The sequence below is a fragment of the Polynucleobacter sp. 39-46-10 genome, assembly GCF_002282275.1.
This window is the reverse complement of sequence record NZ_NCJB01000053.1, coordinates 1-13,476: the sequence shown is the minus strand read 5'-3', so window position 1 is coordinate 13,476 and position 13,476 is coordinate 1. Positions and strand designations below refer to the sequence as shown.

Sequence of the window (13,476 nt, the reverse complement as noted above, 5' to 3'; positions counted from 1 at the left end):
CCCCCTTAGGATGATCCCATTATAGACCAATAGGTTCCTAAAAGGAACTTTTTATGGCCACATCCAGGGATGATAGTTTTTGATATCAACCCCAGGCCTTTGAAAAATCAAAGTAATAGAGGCTTTCGCAGCTTTCCTAAAAGGCAGGTTCAACCGTCTCACTTGCAAACTGAGGGATGAGTTTGCAAGTGCCCAACCTGGACTTAATCACGGAAATTGTTGAAACCTAATGGCGCCTCAGTAACTTCTTTCTTGAGTAAAGCCATGGTTTCTTGCAAGTCATCACGCTTAGCACCAGTAACCCGCACTGCGTCACCTTGGATGCTGGCCTGTACTTTAACCTTACTATCTTTGATGATGCGCACCACTTTTTTAGCGAGCTCTGAAGTAATGCCCTTCTGGATCTTCATGGTCTGCTTGCGCTTATCACTGCCAATCGTTTCTGTTTTGTCGTCCTTGAGATAACGCACATCCACGTTGCGCTTAGCCATCTTACTAATCAAGACATCACGAACTTGGCCTAATTTGAAATCATCATCGCCAAAGAGGATGAGAGTCTCATCTTTTTGCTCTACACGGCTATCAGAGCCTTTGAAATCAAAGCGGTTGGTAATCTCTTTATTAGATTGCTCGACTGCGTTTTTCAACTCAATCATGTCTGGCTCGCAAACTACGTCAAATGTTGGCATATCAACTCCTTAGGTCGTATCTTGGTAATCTTGTTGGGCACTTTGCCGAGGCAAATGCGATTGCGAATAAGATTGTGGCATGAACTCCGCACAAAATGCGCCTCTCTCGCCAAAATTGACTCCCAATATGGGGCTCAAACACCGCAATACCTTTGGCTTTGAGGTTTATGCGGAGCTAGCCTATGAAATTACTGCCGCAGAACAACTCCCCGCTCTAGTTGCAGATATTCAGGGGAAAAACTTGTCTTGGCGAGTTCTAGGCGGAGGTAGCAACGTCATCCTTCCAAGCAGCCTGCCTGGAGTAACCCTGCTAATGAATATTCCTGGACAGGAAATCCTGCGGGTTGATGAGGGCAACACCTTCATTGCCGTAGGTGCAGGGGTCAATTGGCATGAACTCGTAGCCTGGACATTGGAACAAAATGTACCTGGCCTAGAAAACCTCGCACTTATTCCAGGAACAGTGGGCGCAGCACCAATACAAAATATTGGGGCCTATGGAGTGGAAGTTGCTGACTATATCGATAACATCGAAGCTTTCGATACTGGGGCCCATGCCTTTGTCACTCTGCCCAAAGACGCATGCCACTTTGCCTATCGCGATAGCTACTTTAAGCAACATCCCCAACAATATATCGTGACAAAGGTCGTTTTTAAAATCCCCAAAGCTTGGATAGCACGCATTCACTATGCCGATCTAGCAAAACAATTTATCGATAGTAAAAATAAAGAAAGTGTCAGCGCTCAGAATATCTTCAAAGCGGTCTGTGCAATCCGTACTCATAAATTGCCAGACCCCAAAGTCATTGGTAACGCGGGAAGCTTTTTCCAAAACCCGGTAGTAGCAAACGCAAAGTTTGAAAACCTACGAAAGCAGTTTCCAGAGATTGTTTCTTATCCAGATCAGACGGGTATGCGTAAGCTCGCTGCTGGCTGGCTAATCGATCAGTGCGGGTTTAAAGGTAAAACCATGGGACCTGTCGGCGTTTATCAAAACCAAGCCTTGGTGCTAGTCAATCATGGCGGCGGCACAGCTAAAGATATTCTGGCTCTGGCCCAATCTATTCAAGACAAAGTACAAGATGTATTTGGCGTTGAGCTAGAGATTGAACCCAATATTTTCTAGTCTTTTTTAAAGGCCATCCCCCTAACCCTTTATTCCTTAAAGGGTAATTTGCTTCTCGATAATAGAACTTAGTCAGCAATTTAATTGCTTAATGAATTTTATTCGCCTAGAAAAAACACAACAGATGAAAAAATGGCTTGAAGAACGAGGGGCAAGCTTTCAAGTCGGAAAAGGATCTCATTTAAAAGTGTTTTTAGGTGGCCGGCAATCAACACTACCAATGCATGGCACATCAGAGCTAGGCAAAGGCCTTGAAGCTGTCATTAAACGCCAACTAGGATTGAAATAAGGAGGGGATATGTTTAAGTACCCAGCAACACTCAGTAAAGATGGTCGAAATATTTTGGTTACATTTAAAGACGTGCCAGAAGCTATTACATTTGGAAAAAATGAAGATGAAGCTCTACTGAACGCAGTAGATGCGCTTGAAACTGGGCTATCGTTTTATGTAGACGCTCGAAAGGGGTTGCCCAAGCCCAGTAGAATCAAGAAGGGTCAAAAATTTGTCTCACCATCTGCACTTGAATGCGCAAAACTGGGGGTTTATCAGGCGATGTTTGATCAAGGCATCAAAAAATCTGAACTAGCCCGTCGACTTGGCTGGCACATGCCTCAGATTGATCGATTGTTTGACTTAAAACACTCTTCAAGATTTGATCAAATTGAAGCTGCAGCAAAAGTATTGGGACGTCATATCGAAGTTACTGTAGCAGCTTAATATTTCATTATGGGGACTGGGCTGGCCCCAATGTCGGCGCCTTCGTTGGCGCAGCTAGCCCGACAAAGATTACCATCCCGTCGCCACCGGGATTAGGGTCGCTTGATATAGCATCGATGTAAGCACTTGGCTTCCAGTTATTAGCAGCCCAAATATTTCCTGCCATGTCAGCATTGACTGATGTCAGTCGCATTAAAGGCAAGAAGGATGGTGCACCACCAGATCCATACAAAGGCGCGCCAGAGTTTAATAAGACCTGACTACCAGCCGATGGAAGTGAATAGCCACTGCTCGGAGAAATGGGATCCCCCATTGCAAGCCCAACAGGACAATTGCCGGTTGCCCCACACAATTGCACGACGCTATAACGAGTACTTGGTGAAGCTGAGCCAAAGTTAGCAATCCAAGGATTGCCCTTGGCATCAATCGAGACACCCCATGGCCCATTAATAGCCTGACCTGTATAAGTGCCAATAATTGCACCACTGGAGTTAATTGCATAAACAGTGGAAGCCTCACCATCAACTACCCATGCATTGCCTAGAGAATCGACCGCAATACCCTTGGGGCGGCTATTACTCAGAGCAACAGTATTGTTATACCCAGGCAGATTGACTGTGAATACATTTGAAATCACGCCATTAATCATCTGCAGCTTTGCAAGCTTACCAGTACCTCTATAAGTTACCCAGGCAGTTCCGTCTGGAGCGATAGCCATGCCAAACGGTTGAGAAACACCATTGGAATAAGTGGCAACACTACTAGAATCGCCGTTGCGATAAACCACTACTTGGTTATTGCCATAACTAGCCATCCACACGTTATTGGATTGATCTACCGCTATACCTTGCACCTGCAAAAGACTGCTGGTGTAACCCGTGGATGGAGAAATAGGAACGCCACGAGAAGAAAGTTTAGTGACGCTTCCAATGCTTGGTATGTTGTTTCCCCAACCAAAGTTACCCGACCAAATATTACCCAAGGTATCAATGGCTATTCCGAAACCCGAACCTAAGATGCCACCACCCGTAATGGGTGAAAGTGGCGTATTAGCCAAGCCTGTAGAGGGCTTACCGTTTGGTTGCAGCACCATCAAGCAATTGGACGAGTTAGGCGTACCCTGAATGACATTGTTATTAATCCAAGCGTAACCATTGGCATCAAATGCCACATTGGCAGGACCGCCAAAAGGACAATTGGAATTACCGCTGTTATTGACCTTCACAGCCATCGTCCAAGCATCCAGCTTTTCACGTGCAACACTTGAACTCGGGCCCTGATCTAAGGTCAACGCCGGGGAATAAGCATTGGTGGCATTCACCAAATTAAAAATAGCACTGACATTATTAGCAGGATTGCGTGCAATATTGAAGACTGCTTGCAAGGTATTGCTTGGGATTGCCGCGTTGGATGCGGGCGTTGCAGCAAACAAAGCGGTGCAGGCATTATTCAAACCTTGAGTACAAGCACCCAATTTATTTGCGAGTGAGCCAAGCGCACTCCAAGTATTAGTCTCATAAGCATTAGGTGATGTTTGAATCACCACCGAAGCAGACCCAGACTCTGCAGCCACCAGATTCTCAGCCATACCCGCAGCAATGCTTAATGGGATTGCAGAACCTGTTATCGACAAATCACTTTGTAAAAATTGGGCGAACGCATAAGCTGTAGCTACTGTCGTTAAGTCATTAATCTTGACGGCACTCAAAGGTCCGCTCCCCAAACTTGCTATCAACTGAATGTTGGATGACATAGTTGCCACGGCGTAGTACAAAGCTGGATTGCTGCTGGTATTGGTGGTGCTGACCGGCACCTTAGCTGTAAAGTTTCCAGAGCCATCTGTCGTAGCCTGCACTAACAATTTAGGCGCGCCCGTTTGTGCCTGGTATATCGATACTGTTGCACCCGCTATCGCGACCGCAGGCGCACTTCCGCCCGAGCTTACTGTGCCATTGACAACGACAGTATTGGGGGTGGAGCTATCAGAACAGGAGCTAAGCACAACAATGCTGAGGATCGCAGCCACTAGCAAGTAAAAAGTTCTCAATTTGGTCATGGCTTGTTTGTACAGAAAAAGTATCAAAACATCAAATGAAATATAGCCAAACAATTTCATTTGAAAATAATCCTAATTATTTTGGGCCTTTATGCTAATAGCAATTTATTGCAATTTGCAATATCATACTTATATGAGAGTTATCACCAATCGTCGCCTAGTAGAGTTTTCCACTAAACATCGTGATTCAAGTGAACCCCTTCAGGCGTGGCGAAAACTCATGGAATTTGGCTTTTTTAAGAACTTCTCAGAGGTAAAAACGGTTTTTAACTCGGTTGATCAGGTTAGAGACTTATATGTATTCAATATATGCGGCAATAAGTACCGTCTAGTGGCATTCCTACAGTTTGAAAGGCAGCTCTGCTACATCAAGGCTGTGTTGACCCACAAAGACTATGACAAAGATGGGTGGAAAAAATGAACTTAAATGACTTACAAAAAGCTTGGGAAGCGTTATCGAAAACTGTTGATCTCAGCCCCATTCACTCTGAAAAACAATATCAAAAAATGGTTGGGCTTGCGGACATGTTGACCGATGTGATTGGCGCCTCTAAGAAGCATCCTCTATTAGACCTACTTGAGATTGCCAGTGAATTAATACGAGCTTATGACTTAGAGTATTACGATGTTCCGGATGCAAAACCTCAAGCACTGCTGTCATTTTTAATGAAACAACATCAACTTAAACAATCTGATTTACCTGAGGTAGGAAATCAAAGTGTTGTTTCACAAATTCTTTCTGGAACGCGTCAACTCAATGTGCGACAAATTAATTCTTTGGCAAAGCGCTTCAAGATTCCGGCTGGGGTATTTTTTGAGCGTGCTTATTAAGCAGATTGATCAATCTTAAGCTTAGAAAACTCCACCTCTACCTGACCTTCTGCCAAGCGCACCTGGAAGGCCTCTTTGGTATTGAGCTCACTGGGCTTGCGCACAGCATGCATCCCCTGTGCTTCCTTGCTCAAAATAACTGCATAGCCACGCTCTAGCGTTCTTTGTGGGTTAAGCATCTCTAGTTGGGATTGGTAGTGACCTTGATTGCGCTTCCAAGCTTCCATTCTGACAAGCCAAGCCTGATTGAGTCGTTGTTGCCAGCTATTCATTTGCTCGCGCATGCGATCAGGATTGGGCAAGGCATGACTCAATCTGAGTGCTAGTTGATCCAAGGTTTGCGCTTCGCGTTCAACGCGTTGATTCACTCTTTGTAAAAGCGCTTGCATGATGGCATCTAACTCTTGCAGCATTTGATCGCGACGTGGTGCAGCCAACTCTGCTGCTCCAGTAGGCGTAGGTGCACGCAAGTCGGCAACAAAGTCGGCAATCGTCACATCGGTTTCATGACCAACGCCACTCACAATGGGGATTGGTGATTGCGAGATAGCGTATGCCAACTGCTCATCATTGAACGCCCAAAGATCCTCAATACTTCCCCCACCCCGAACCAGCAAAATGACATCGACCGCATTTTCTTTTTCAGCTGCTTTAAGGGCAGAAATAATTCCAGTTGGAGCTTCAGGTCCCTGCACTAGCGTTGGGTAAATCACAATCGGAATATGTGGCGCTCTTCTAGCTAAGGTACTGAGTACATCTTTTAAGGCAGCCGCTTGAGGTGATGTGATGATGCCAATCGCCCTAGGATGACTAGGGATCTCACGCTTGCGGTCCGAATCAAAAAGACCCTCTTTTGCTAGTTTGGCTTTCAGTTTGAGGAAGGCCTCATAAAGACCACCCACACCAGCTCGACGCATACTTTGCACCGTCAGCTGAATATCGCCACGCGGTACGTAAAACCCGAGATTGGCGGCGACCTCTACCAAATCTCCCGATTGCGGCATAAAGCCAACCTGGCCATTACGACCTCGGAACATGACGCAACGGATCTGGCCTTCCTCATCCTTCAAAGAGAAGTACCAGTGCCCGCTGTCATAAGCCTTGAAATTGGAAATCTCCCCGCTGACCCAAACGGTATCGAAGCGCTCCTCCAAGGAGCTTGCAATGGCACGGTTTAGATCGCCAACACTGAGGATTTCTCTTGATATTTCCGACATTTTTTCTCTTTTTCTACACAAGCATCAGGCCTGGCGGTCAATAAATATCCACAGAAGCCTATTTGCTCTAGGTCTAAGCCCTTTAAGTAAGTAATTACTGACCCAATACGTCTCATAAAACCAAAAGATAGCCCCTATCTAATTGATTTATAACACAAATTATTACACTCCATGTTGAGACAATGAAGTCAAAATGAATGGGCTTCACCATCAATCAAGGACTTACAAAGCGTTCTATAAAAAGTTTTGCACAGAGTTATCCACAGGCTCGCTTTCAGAAACTCAGTTTTTAATTCAGCTAAAGTACTGAGCATATGTACTCAATCTTACTGTCTGCTGGTTGGCCCATCTGGCCCCTTCTCATCATCTCCATTATTGGACTTGCCATCGCAATCGAACGGGCCTGGTATCTACGCCAAATTCATCTATTTCCCAAAGACAGCCTAGAAAGGGTGTTTGGGGTGGCAAATGCCATTTCTCAGCAAAAAGCGGTTTCTGAAGCAGAAATTGGCGCTATTGGCCAACTCTCTCCAATAACCCCTCTATTTACCTGCATCCTTCGCGAAAAAGTCGCAGGTAGTCCTGCTGATTGCGCACTAGAAGAGCTGCAAGCGAGCGCCCAATCCACCTGGTTCAAGCTGGATCGCTACTTGGGCGCCCTAGCCACCATCGCCACTGTTGCCCCCTTGCTGGGGCTGTTTGGCACAGTCGTAGGCATGATTGAAATCTTTGGTAGTCAAGGTGTCGGTAGCCCTCAACAACTAGCGCATGGCATTTCTATTGCCTTGTACAACACCGCCTTTGGATTGCTCATTGCCATTCCCGCTTTAGCTGCATGGCGTGGTCTACGCGCTATGGCCAATCAACGCCAGCATGAGTGCGAAGAATTTACTCGTCAATTATTTAAAAAACTCTATCCACATTCTGCGGATACAAAATGAGTTGGTTAGAAAATAAGCTTCAATATCGAGGCCAATTTTCACTGGGGATACGTTCAGCTCCGGTAGAGCCCGAAATTAATCTCATTCCCTTTATTGATGTGCTGCTGGTGGTGCTGATCTTTCTAATGATCTCCACCACATTTACCCGCTACCAAGAATTAGCCATCACCCTACCTACTGCGAATGGCTCAGCAAGTCAATCGGAGGTGAAGCAAATTCATATTGCAGTCAGTCGTGATGGGCGCTTTGCTATTAATGGCAAAGTAACTAACCGAAGTCAATTGAGCAATAACCTTAATACACTCAACCAAGACAATGCCATCCAAGTCAATATCGATGCGGATGCTAAAGCTCCCCACCAGGCAGTCATGAGCGCTTTAGAGGCAGCGCGTGATGCTAACCTATCTAATATTGTGTTTAGCAGTCAGACCAAGAAGAAATAATTCAACACACCAGAAACATTGAGCCCAACGAGTCGCCTTTAATGTCATCGTCAAAAAAATCTTCTTTCTTCAATAAAGCCCCCCGGTTTTGGGAAAGACGCGGACCAACAAGTCTGGTGCTTTGGCCGTTATCTAAGGTGTACGGTTGGGTAAACCAAGTCTTAGATCTGCTCAATGAGTTCAATTTAGGCAGGCGCAAACCACAAGTAGTACCCATCATCATTGTTGGCAATATCCGCGTGGGCGGTACTGGCAAGACGCCGATTGTCATTGCATTGGCAGAGCGACTCGCGCGTATGGGTTGGAAGCCTGGAATTATTAGTAGAGGTTATGGCGCTACTGCATCAAGCCGACCCCGCCAAGTCAATAGTGATTCCAATCCTGGGGAAGTTGGCGATGAACCTGTATTAATTGCAAAGCGCACAGATAACCAGTTTCCGATTTGGGTTCACCCCAAACGAACCCTTAGCATTGAGTCTTTGCTAAAACAGGATCCCTCGGTGAACGTCATCATCAGTGATGATGGCTTACAGCATCGAAGCTTGCTACGCTGGCCTGCTCGCGAAGGGGGTCGTGATATTGAATTTGTAGTGCGTGATCAACGAGGCGAAGGCAATGGCTTCTTGCTGCCTGCCGGCCCATTACGTGAGCCTGCATCACGCGAGCGAGATGCCACTTTAATAACTGGGGCTATATCGCCTTCCAATCACATTGATGAATATTTTTTAGGGCGACGTGCTTTCACGCTAAGTAGTCAACTGGGCACGCCCTATCAACTAAATCATCCAAGTAATACACAGTCCTTATCCTCCATTGCAGACGCCTATCTTCCAAACAAGATTACTGCTGTAGCTGCAATTGGTAATCCACAACGCTTTTTTGATGATTTACTAAAACAGGGGATTGCAGGTAAATGCATTAGTTTGGCTGATCACGCAAGCTACACCCCAGAATTTTTCTCTAATATCAATGCCGAGTGCATCCTGATTACAGAGAAGGATGCCGTAAAATGTACCTCAATTCAGGATGAACGCATTTGGGTAGTTCCAATGCATTTAGAGATTCCCAATACATTGGCAGAATGGCTGCAATCGATCTTGCAAAGACCCGATCCAAATCAATACACTTTATAAGAAATAGCAAAGAGCAAACATGGATAAGCGTTTATTAGAGATTTTGGTCTGCCCTTTGTGCAAAAGCACTTTGCACTTGGATGCAGAAAAACATGAGCTCATCTGTAAAGCAGATCGCTTGGCCTACCCCATTCGTAATGACATTCCTGTCATGATTGTTGATGAAGCACGCAGTCTTTCTGCTGATGAAATCAATTAAGTATTAATCAGGTGAAATCCAGCTCATGAGCGTTAAGCCTCCCGAATTTTTGGTAGTGATTCCTGCAAGACTGGGATCTACTCGCTTGCCGCGTAAGCCGCTGGTCGATATTGGTGGCAAGCCGATGGTGATCCGTGTGGCTGAGCGTGCGCAGCAATCCAATGCCCACAGCGTAGTTGTCGCAACCGACTCAACAGAAATTCAAGCAGCGTGTGATGAACATCGTATCGAGTGTTTGTTAACTAGTGCAGATCATCCTACCGGTACGGATAGGATTGCAGAGGTAGCTCAACTATTAAAACTGCCAGCAGATACTTTGATTGTGAACGTGCAAGGTGATGAGCCCCTCATTCCTCCAGAATTAATCAATCAGGTTGCTCAAACTTTGGCCGACAATGCCGCATGTGCGATTTCGACTGTAGCCGTACCCATTGTTGATGCTGCAGAAATTACTAACCCCAATGTAGTCAAAGTAGTCCTCAACCGCTCTAATGAGGCGCTCTACTTCTCTAGAGCCACCATTCCGTTTGTACGCGACCTAGACATAACTTCCAATGTGGTCTATTTACGTCATTTAGGTATCTACGCCTATCGCGCTGACTTTCTGCAGGCCTATAGCCGCCTTGAGCCAGCACCTCCAGAGCAAGCAGAGGCCTTGGAGCAGCTCCGCGCCCTCTGGAATGGCTATCGTATTGCCGTCCACACTGCCAGCAAGGCTCCGCCAGCTGGAATTGACACAACCGAAGACCTTGAGCGGGTACGGCGCATCTTGGCCAACTAGCCCAGAATCTGGTTGCCCTGAGATTCTCGGGGATAATCCTAGGAATTGGTTACAAAGGATCCCGAAAAAATACGGGACAATGAGGGTCTTCTAAGGGGAAAACAATGCGGTTAATTCTGCTCGGTGCACCAGGTGCTGGCAAAGGCACACAAGCTCAGTTTATTTGCGAAAAATTTGCAATTCCACAAATCTCAACGGGCGATATGCTGCGCGCTGCTGTTAAGGCTGGAACTGAACTCGGCATTGCTGCTAAAAAAATCATGGATGCCGGCGGCCTTGTTTCCGACGACATCATCATTGGCTTAGTAAAAGATCGCTTAACTCAACCTGATTGCAGCAAGGGTTACTTGTTTGACGGTTTCCCAAGGACCATCCCCCAAGCACAAGCCATGAAAGATGCTGGCGTACCAATCGATTACGTTTTAGAAATCGATGTCCCGTTTGATGCCATCATCGATCGTATGAGTGGTCGCCGTGTTCACCCTGCCTCAGGTCGTACTTATCACGTCACCTTCAACCCACCAAAAGTGGAAGGTAAAGATGACCTTACTGGTGAAGCCTTGATTCAGCGTGATGACGATAAAGAAGAAACTGTTCGCAAGCGTTTGCAGGTATACAACGATCAGACTCGTCCACTGGTGGAGTACTACTCAACTTGGGCAACGCAAAGTAACGCAGCTGACAAAGTAAAGGCTCCGGCCTATCGCAAGGTCAGTGGCACCGGTAGTGTTGATGACATTACTGCTTCTATTTTTGCAGTATTGAAATAACTTTCATTTTTACCAGTTCAAGGGGCTGCTTTTGCAGCCCCTTTTTCTTTGTCAGGAAAAGGGGTATTATTTAACTAACGTACTTAGTGGTATAGTTTTTTATGACCAAAAAACGTACCTTCAAGACAAAAACTTTTAGTAAGTGGATGCGAAAATCTGACTTAAAAGATGAAGATCTGCTCTTCGCAGTTGCGGAAATGGAGGCAGGCCTCGTTGATGCAGATCTTGGAGGAAATGTATTTAAGAAAAGAATTGCCCTGCCAGGTATGGGTAAGAGAGCGGGGGCAAGAACGCTGGTAGCTGGAAAAATTTTTAGGAGATGGTTTTTTATTTTTGGCTTCTTAAAAAATGAAAAAGATAACATCAATGATGATGAGCTGGTTCATTTGCAAGGTGCAGCAAAAAGACTGCTACACCTAACGGATAAAGATATCGAAGAAGCAATCCTTGCTGGAGAACTAAGGGAGTTAACAGATAATGCTTAATAAAACAAAAAGTCGAATTATTGAAGAGATGACGGATACCGTAAAGGGCCTTCATAAGGCTGGTGTCATTACTAAAAAAAGCATGGAAGAATTCGAGGCTTTGCGGCATCTAGAAGTAAAACCAATGACGGCCAAGCGGATTAAGCAACTTCGGAGTAAAACCCATTTAAGTCAGGCTGTTTTTGCCTTGGCAATCAATACCAGTCTATCCACAATACAGAAATGGGAGGCAGGAGATAAAAAGCCTAGCGGAACATCTTTAAAGCTTTTATCCTTAATCGAGAGAAAAGGATTAGAAGTTATTTTGTAAGGGGAATTACTTCAACTCTTTGAGTGCACTCTCGAAAGATTCAATATCTGCAAAGCTTCTATAGACTGAGGCGAAGCGAATGTAAGCCACTTTGTCCAGGCGCTTGAGCTCACGCATCACCAACTCACCAACGCGCTCACTGGGGATTTCTTTTTCGCCTAAGCTGAGTAACTTTTCTTCAATGCGTGCAATGGACTCATCAACCGAGTCTGAAGAGACTGGGCGCTTGCGTAAGGCCAACTTAATTGAGCTAGCCAGCTTGTCATGACTGTAGTCAACACGACTACCGTTCTTCTTAACGATTGCCGGCAACACCAGCTCTACACGTTCATAGGTAGTAAATCGTTTATCGCATTTTGCACAACGGCGACGACGGCGAATCGTATCGCCCTCATCCGATACCCGGGTATCTAAAACCTGGGTATCGTCGTTGTGGCAGAAAGGGCAGCGCAATGAGAGCTTTCTTTAGCCGTAAACTGGAAAACGCTTGGTCAACTCAGCAACTTGCGCACGAACCTTGGCAATATTGTCAGCATCATTTGGGTTGTCCAAAACGTCTGCAATGAAATTACCAACTTGACGTGCTTCTGCTTCTTTAAAGCCACGCGTTGTCATTGCTGGTGAACCCAAACGAATACCACTCGTTACCATTGGTTTTTCTGGATCGTTTGGAATGCCATTCTTGTTGCAAGTAATGTGCGCTTCGCCCAATACACGCTCAGCTTCTTTACCGGTCATTTTCTTGGCACGCAAGTCCACCAACATCACGTGAGAGTCTGTGCCGCCAGAAACAATGCGCAGGCCGCGAGCAATTAATGTCTCTGCTAAGGCTTTGGCGTTAGCAACGACCTGCTTTTGATAATCAATAAAGCCAGACTCTTGCGCTTCTTTAAACGCTGCCGCCTTACCAGCAATCACGTGCATCAAAGGACCGCCTTGTAGGCCAGGGAATACCGCAGAGTTAATTGCTTTCTCGTGCTCAGCTTTCATCAAGATGATGCCGCCGCGAGGACCACGCAAACTCTTGTGCGTTGTGGAGGTCACAATGTCAGCATGTGGCACTGGGTTTGGATAAACGCCTGCAGCCACCAAGCCCGCGTAGTGAGCCATGTCCACCATGAAAATCGCGCCCACTTCTTTTGCTAATTTACCGATGCGCTCGAAATCAATCTTCCTGGAATAAGCAGAGGCGCCAGCAATAATCAATTTTGGTTTGTGCTCACGAGCCAAGCGCTCCATCTGCTCGTAGTCAATTTCTTCATTTTTATCTAAGCCGTAAGCAATTGGGTTAAACCACTTACCACTCATATTGAGAGCCATACCGTGAGTCAGGTGGCCACCTTCAGCCAAGCTCATACCCATGAATGTGTCGCCCGGCTTCAAGAAAGCCAAGAACACCGCTTGGTTAGCAGAGGCGCCGCAATGAGGTTGTACGTTAGCTGCTTCAGCACCGAACAAGGCCTTAACGCGATCAATCGCCAATTGCTCAGCGACGTCGACAAACTCGCAACCGCCGTAATAACGCTTACCTGGATAACCTTCAGCGTACTTATTGGTCAACTGAGAGCCCTGTGCCTGCATTACTGCTGGCGAGGTGTAGTTCTCAGAGGCGATCAGCTCAATATGGTCTTCCTGACGCTTATTCTCATTCTGAATCGCTGCCCACAATTCGGGGTCAGTTTTAGCTAAGGTGTTTTGGCGGTCAAACATGGTCATAATCCTGATGAAGTTGTATTGCTGAGTGAATTAACTTAGTAAAATCAACCTACATCATACA

General features: G+C 46.0%; 18 protein-coding genes. 13 read left to right on the top strand and 5 right to left on the bottom strand.

The window, feature by feature from the left end:
* Positions 1 to 203 precede the first annotated feature (203 nt).
* Positions 204 to 689 carry a YajQ family cyclic di-GMP-binding protein gene (locus B7X71_RS06465; RefSeq protein ID WP_293597564.1) on the bottom strand — a complete coding sequence of 162 codons (486 nt, stop codon included), beginning with the start codon at positions 687 to 689 and terminating at the stop codon, positions 204 to 206.
* A 79-nt stretch (positions 690 to 768) separates the two neighbouring features.
* On the opposite strand from B7X71_RS06465, the gene murB reads away from it, so the two are divergent.
* The 3 genes from murB to B7X71_RS06450 all read left to right on the top strand — a co-directional run bounded on the left by murB (position 769) and on the right by B7X71_RS06450 (position 2,533).
* Entirely contained in the window at positions 769 to 1,815 is a 1,047-nt protein-coding gene (gene murB, locus B7X71_RS06460) for a UDP-N-acetylmuramate dehydrogenase (protein WP_293597565.1), read from the top strand.
* Positions 1,816 to 1,906: 91 nt separating this feature from the next.
* On the top strand, positions 1,907 to 2,104 hold the full coding sequence (locus B7X71_RS06455; protein ID WP_293597566.1) for a type II toxin-antitoxin system HicA family toxin: 198 nt from the start codon (positions 1,907 to 1,909) through the stop codon (positions 2,102 to 2,104).
* Positions 2,105 to 2,113: 9 nt separating this feature from the next.
* On the top strand, positions 2,114 to 2,533 hold the full coding sequence (locus tag B7X71_RS06450; RefSeq protein WP_293597567.1) for a type II toxin-antitoxin system HicB family antitoxin: 420 nt from the start codon (positions 2,114 to 2,116) through the stop codon (positions 2,531 to 2,533).
* A gap of 7 nt (positions 2,534 to 2,540) precedes the next feature.
* Here B7X71_RS06450 and B7X71_RS06445 read toward each other — a convergent pair whose 3' ends face one another.
* Positions 2,541 to 4,589 (bottom strand): hypothetical protein, encoded by a 2,049-nt coding sequence (locus B7X71_RS06445; protein WP_293597568.1) that lies wholly within the window; start codon positions 4,587 to 4,589, stop codon positions 2,541 to 2,543.
* 133 nt (positions 4,590 to 4,722) lie between these two features.
* On the opposite strand from B7X71_RS06445, the gene B7X71_RS06440 reads away from it, so the two are divergent.
* On the top strand, positions 4,723 to 5,010 hold the full coding sequence (locus B7X71_RS06440; protein WP_293597569.1) for a type II toxin-antitoxin system HigB family toxin: 288 nt from the start codon (positions 4,723 to 4,725) through the stop codon (positions 5,008 to 5,010).
* Positions 5,007 to 5,420 carry a transcriptional regulator gene (locus B7X71_RS06435; protein WP_293597570.1) on the top strand — a complete coding sequence of 138 codons (414 nt, stop codon included), beginning with the start codon at positions 5,007 to 5,009 and terminating at the stop codon, positions 5,418 to 5,420. Before B7X71_RS06440 ends, B7X71_RS06435 begins: the two co-directional genes overlap by 4 nt.
* Here B7X71_RS06435 and xseA read toward each other — a convergent pair.
* Positions 5,417 to 6,637, bottom strand: a complete 1,221-nt coding sequence (gene xseA, locus B7X71_RS06430; RefSeq protein WP_293597571.1) for an exodeoxyribonuclease VII large subunit — start codon at positions 6,635 to 6,637, stop codon at positions 5,417 to 5,419. The two genes, B7X71_RS06435 and xseA, sit on opposite strands and share 4 nt — an antisense overlap.
* A gap of 314 nt (positions 6,638 to 6,951) precedes the next feature.
* On the opposite strand from xseA, the gene B7X71_RS06425 reads away from it, so the two are divergent.
* The 8 genes from B7X71_RS06425 to B7X71_RS06390 all read left to right on the top strand — a co-directional run bounded on the left by B7X71_RS06425 (position 6,952) and on the right by B7X71_RS06390 (position 11,699).
* Entirely contained in the window at positions 6,952 to 7,578 is a 627-nt protein-coding gene (locus B7X71_RS06425; RefSeq protein ID WP_293597572.1) for a MotA/TolQ/ExbB proton channel family protein, read from the top strand.
* A complete protein-coding gene (locus B7X71_RS06420) occupies positions 7,575 to 8,021 on the top strand; it encodes a biopolymer transporter ExbD (RefSeq protein WP_293597573.1) in 447 nt (148 codons plus the stop codon). Before B7X71_RS06425 ends, B7X71_RS06420 begins: the two co-directional genes overlap by 4 nt.
* 41 nt (positions 8,022 to 8,062) lie before the next feature.
* The gene (lpxK, locus tag B7X71_RS06415) at positions 8,063 to 9,154 is read left to right on the top strand and encodes a tetraacyldisaccharide 4'-kinase (protein ID WP_293597574.1); all 1,092 of its coding nucleotides are present in this window, start codon (positions 8,063 to 8,065) and stop codon (positions 9,152 to 9,154) included.
* Positions 9,155 to 9,173: 19 nt separating this feature from the next.
* Positions 9,174 to 9,353 carry a Trm112 family protein gene (locus B7X71_RS06410; RefSeq protein ID WP_216178914.1) on the top strand — a complete coding sequence of 60 codons (180 nt, stop codon included), beginning with the start codon at positions 9,174 to 9,176 and terminating at the stop codon, positions 9,351 to 9,353.
* A 25-nt stretch (positions 9,354 to 9,378) separates the two neighbouring features.
* Entirely contained in the window at positions 9,379 to 10,134 is a 756-nt protein-coding gene (gene kdsB, locus B7X71_RS06405; RefSeq protein ID WP_293597575.1) for a 3-deoxy-manno-octulosonate cytidylyltransferase, read from the top strand.
* A 104-nt stretch (positions 10,135 to 10,238) separates the two neighbouring features.
* Positions 10,239 to 10,904 carry an adenylate kinase gene (gene adk, locus B7X71_RS06400; RefSeq protein ID WP_293597576.1) on the top strand — a complete coding sequence of 222 codons (666 nt, stop codon included), beginning with the start codon at positions 10,239 to 10,241 and terminating at the stop codon, positions 10,902 to 10,904.
* A 101-nt stretch (positions 10,905 to 11,005) separates the two neighbouring features.
* Positions 11,006 to 11,389 carry a type II toxin-antitoxin system RelE/ParE family toxin gene (locus B7X71_RS06395; protein ID WP_293597577.1) on the top strand — a complete coding sequence of 128 codons (384 nt, stop codon included), beginning with the start codon at positions 11,006 to 11,008 and terminating at the stop codon, positions 11,387 to 11,389.
* On the top strand, positions 11,382 to 11,699 hold the full coding sequence (locus B7X71_RS06390) for a helix-turn-helix domain-containing protein (protein ID WP_293597578.1): 318 nt from the start codon (positions 11,382 to 11,384) through the stop codon (positions 11,697 to 11,699). The genes B7X71_RS06395 and B7X71_RS06390 overlap by 8 nt, the downstream gene beginning before the upstream one ends.
* 6 nt (positions 11,700 to 11,705) lie before the next feature.
* Here B7X71_RS06390 and nrdR read toward each other — a convergent pair whose 3' ends face one another.
* Together nrdR and glyA are read right to left on the bottom strand one after the other, a co-directional pair.
* Positions 11,706 to 12,152 (bottom strand): transcriptional regulator NrdR, encoded by a 447-nt coding sequence (gene nrdR, locus B7X71_RS06385; protein WP_216273499.1) that lies wholly within the window; start codon positions 12,150 to 12,152, stop codon positions 11,706 to 11,708.
* A gap of 12 nt (positions 12,153 to 12,164) precedes the next feature.
* On the bottom strand, positions 12,165 to 13,409 hold the full coding sequence (glyA, locus tag B7X71_RS06380; protein ID WP_293597579.1) for a serine hydroxymethyltransferase: 1,245 nt from the start codon (positions 13,407 to 13,409) through the stop codon (positions 12,165 to 12,167).
* Positions 13,410 to 13,476: the final 67 nt, after the last annotated feature.

Bases quoted from the DNA above. Each gene is read 5' to 3' on its own strand.
- B7X71_RS06465 (WP_293597564.1), bottom strand. From the start codon at position 689: ATGCCAACATTTGACGTAGTTTGCGAGCCAGACATGATTGAGTTGAAA.
- murB (WP_293597565.1), top strand. From the start codon at position 769: ATGAACTCCGCACAAAATGCGCCTCTCTCGCCAAAATTGACTCCCAAT.
- B7X71_RS06455 (WP_293597566.1), top strand. From the start codon at position 1,907: ATGAATTTTATTCGCCTAGAAAAAACACAACAGATGAAAAAATGGCTT.
- B7X71_RS06450 (WP_293597567.1), top strand. From the start codon at position 2,114: ATGTTTAAGTACCCAGCAACACTCAGTAAAGATGGTCGAAATATTTTG.
- B7X71_RS06445 (WP_293597568.1), bottom strand. From the start codon at position 4,589: ATGACCAAATTGAGAACTTTTTACTTGCTAGTGGCTGCGATCCTCAGC.
- B7X71_RS06440 (WP_293597569.1), top strand. From the start codon at position 4,723: ATGAGAGTTATCACCAATCGTCGCCTAGTAGAGTTTTCCACTAAACAT.
- B7X71_RS06435 (WP_293597570.1), top strand. From the start codon at position 5,007: ATGAACTTAAATGACTTACAAAAAGCTTGGGAAGCGTTATCGAAAACT.
- xseA (WP_293597571.1), bottom strand. From the start codon at position 6,637: ATGTCGGAAATATCAAGAGAAATCCTCAGTGTTGGCGATCTAAACCGT.
- B7X71_RS06425 (WP_293597572.1), top strand. From the start codon at position 6,952: ATGTACTCAATCTTACTGTCTGCTGGTTGGCCCATCTGGCCCCTTCTC.
- B7X71_RS06420 (WP_293597573.1), top strand. From the start codon at position 7,575: ATGAGTTGGTTAGAAAATAAGCTTCAATATCGAGGCCAATTTTCACTG.
- lpxK (WP_293597574.1), top strand. From the start codon at position 8,063: ATGTCATCGTCAAAAAAATCTTCTTTCTTCAATAAAGCCCCCCGGTTT.
- B7X71_RS06410 (WP_216178914.1), top strand. From the start codon at position 9,174: ATGGATAAGCGTTTATTAGAGATTTTGGTCTGCCCTTTGTGCAAAAGC.
- kdsB (WP_293597575.1), top strand. From the start codon at position 9,379: ATGAGCGTTAAGCCTCCCGAATTTTTGGTAGTGATTCCTGCAAGACTG.
- adk (WP_293597576.1), top strand. From the start codon at position 10,239: ATGCGGTTAATTCTGCTCGGTGCACCAGGTGCTGGCAAAGGCACACAA.
- B7X71_RS06395 (WP_293597577.1), top strand. From the start codon at position 11,006: ATGACCAAAAAACGTACCTTCAAGACAAAAACTTTTAGTAAGTGGATG.
- B7X71_RS06390 (WP_293597578.1), top strand. From the start codon at position 11,382: ATGCTTAATAAAACAAAAAGTCGAATTATTGAAGAGATGACGGATACC.
- glyA (WP_293597579.1), bottom strand. From the start codon at position 13,409: ATGTTTGACCGCCAAAACACCTTAGCTAAAACTGACCCCGAATTGTGG.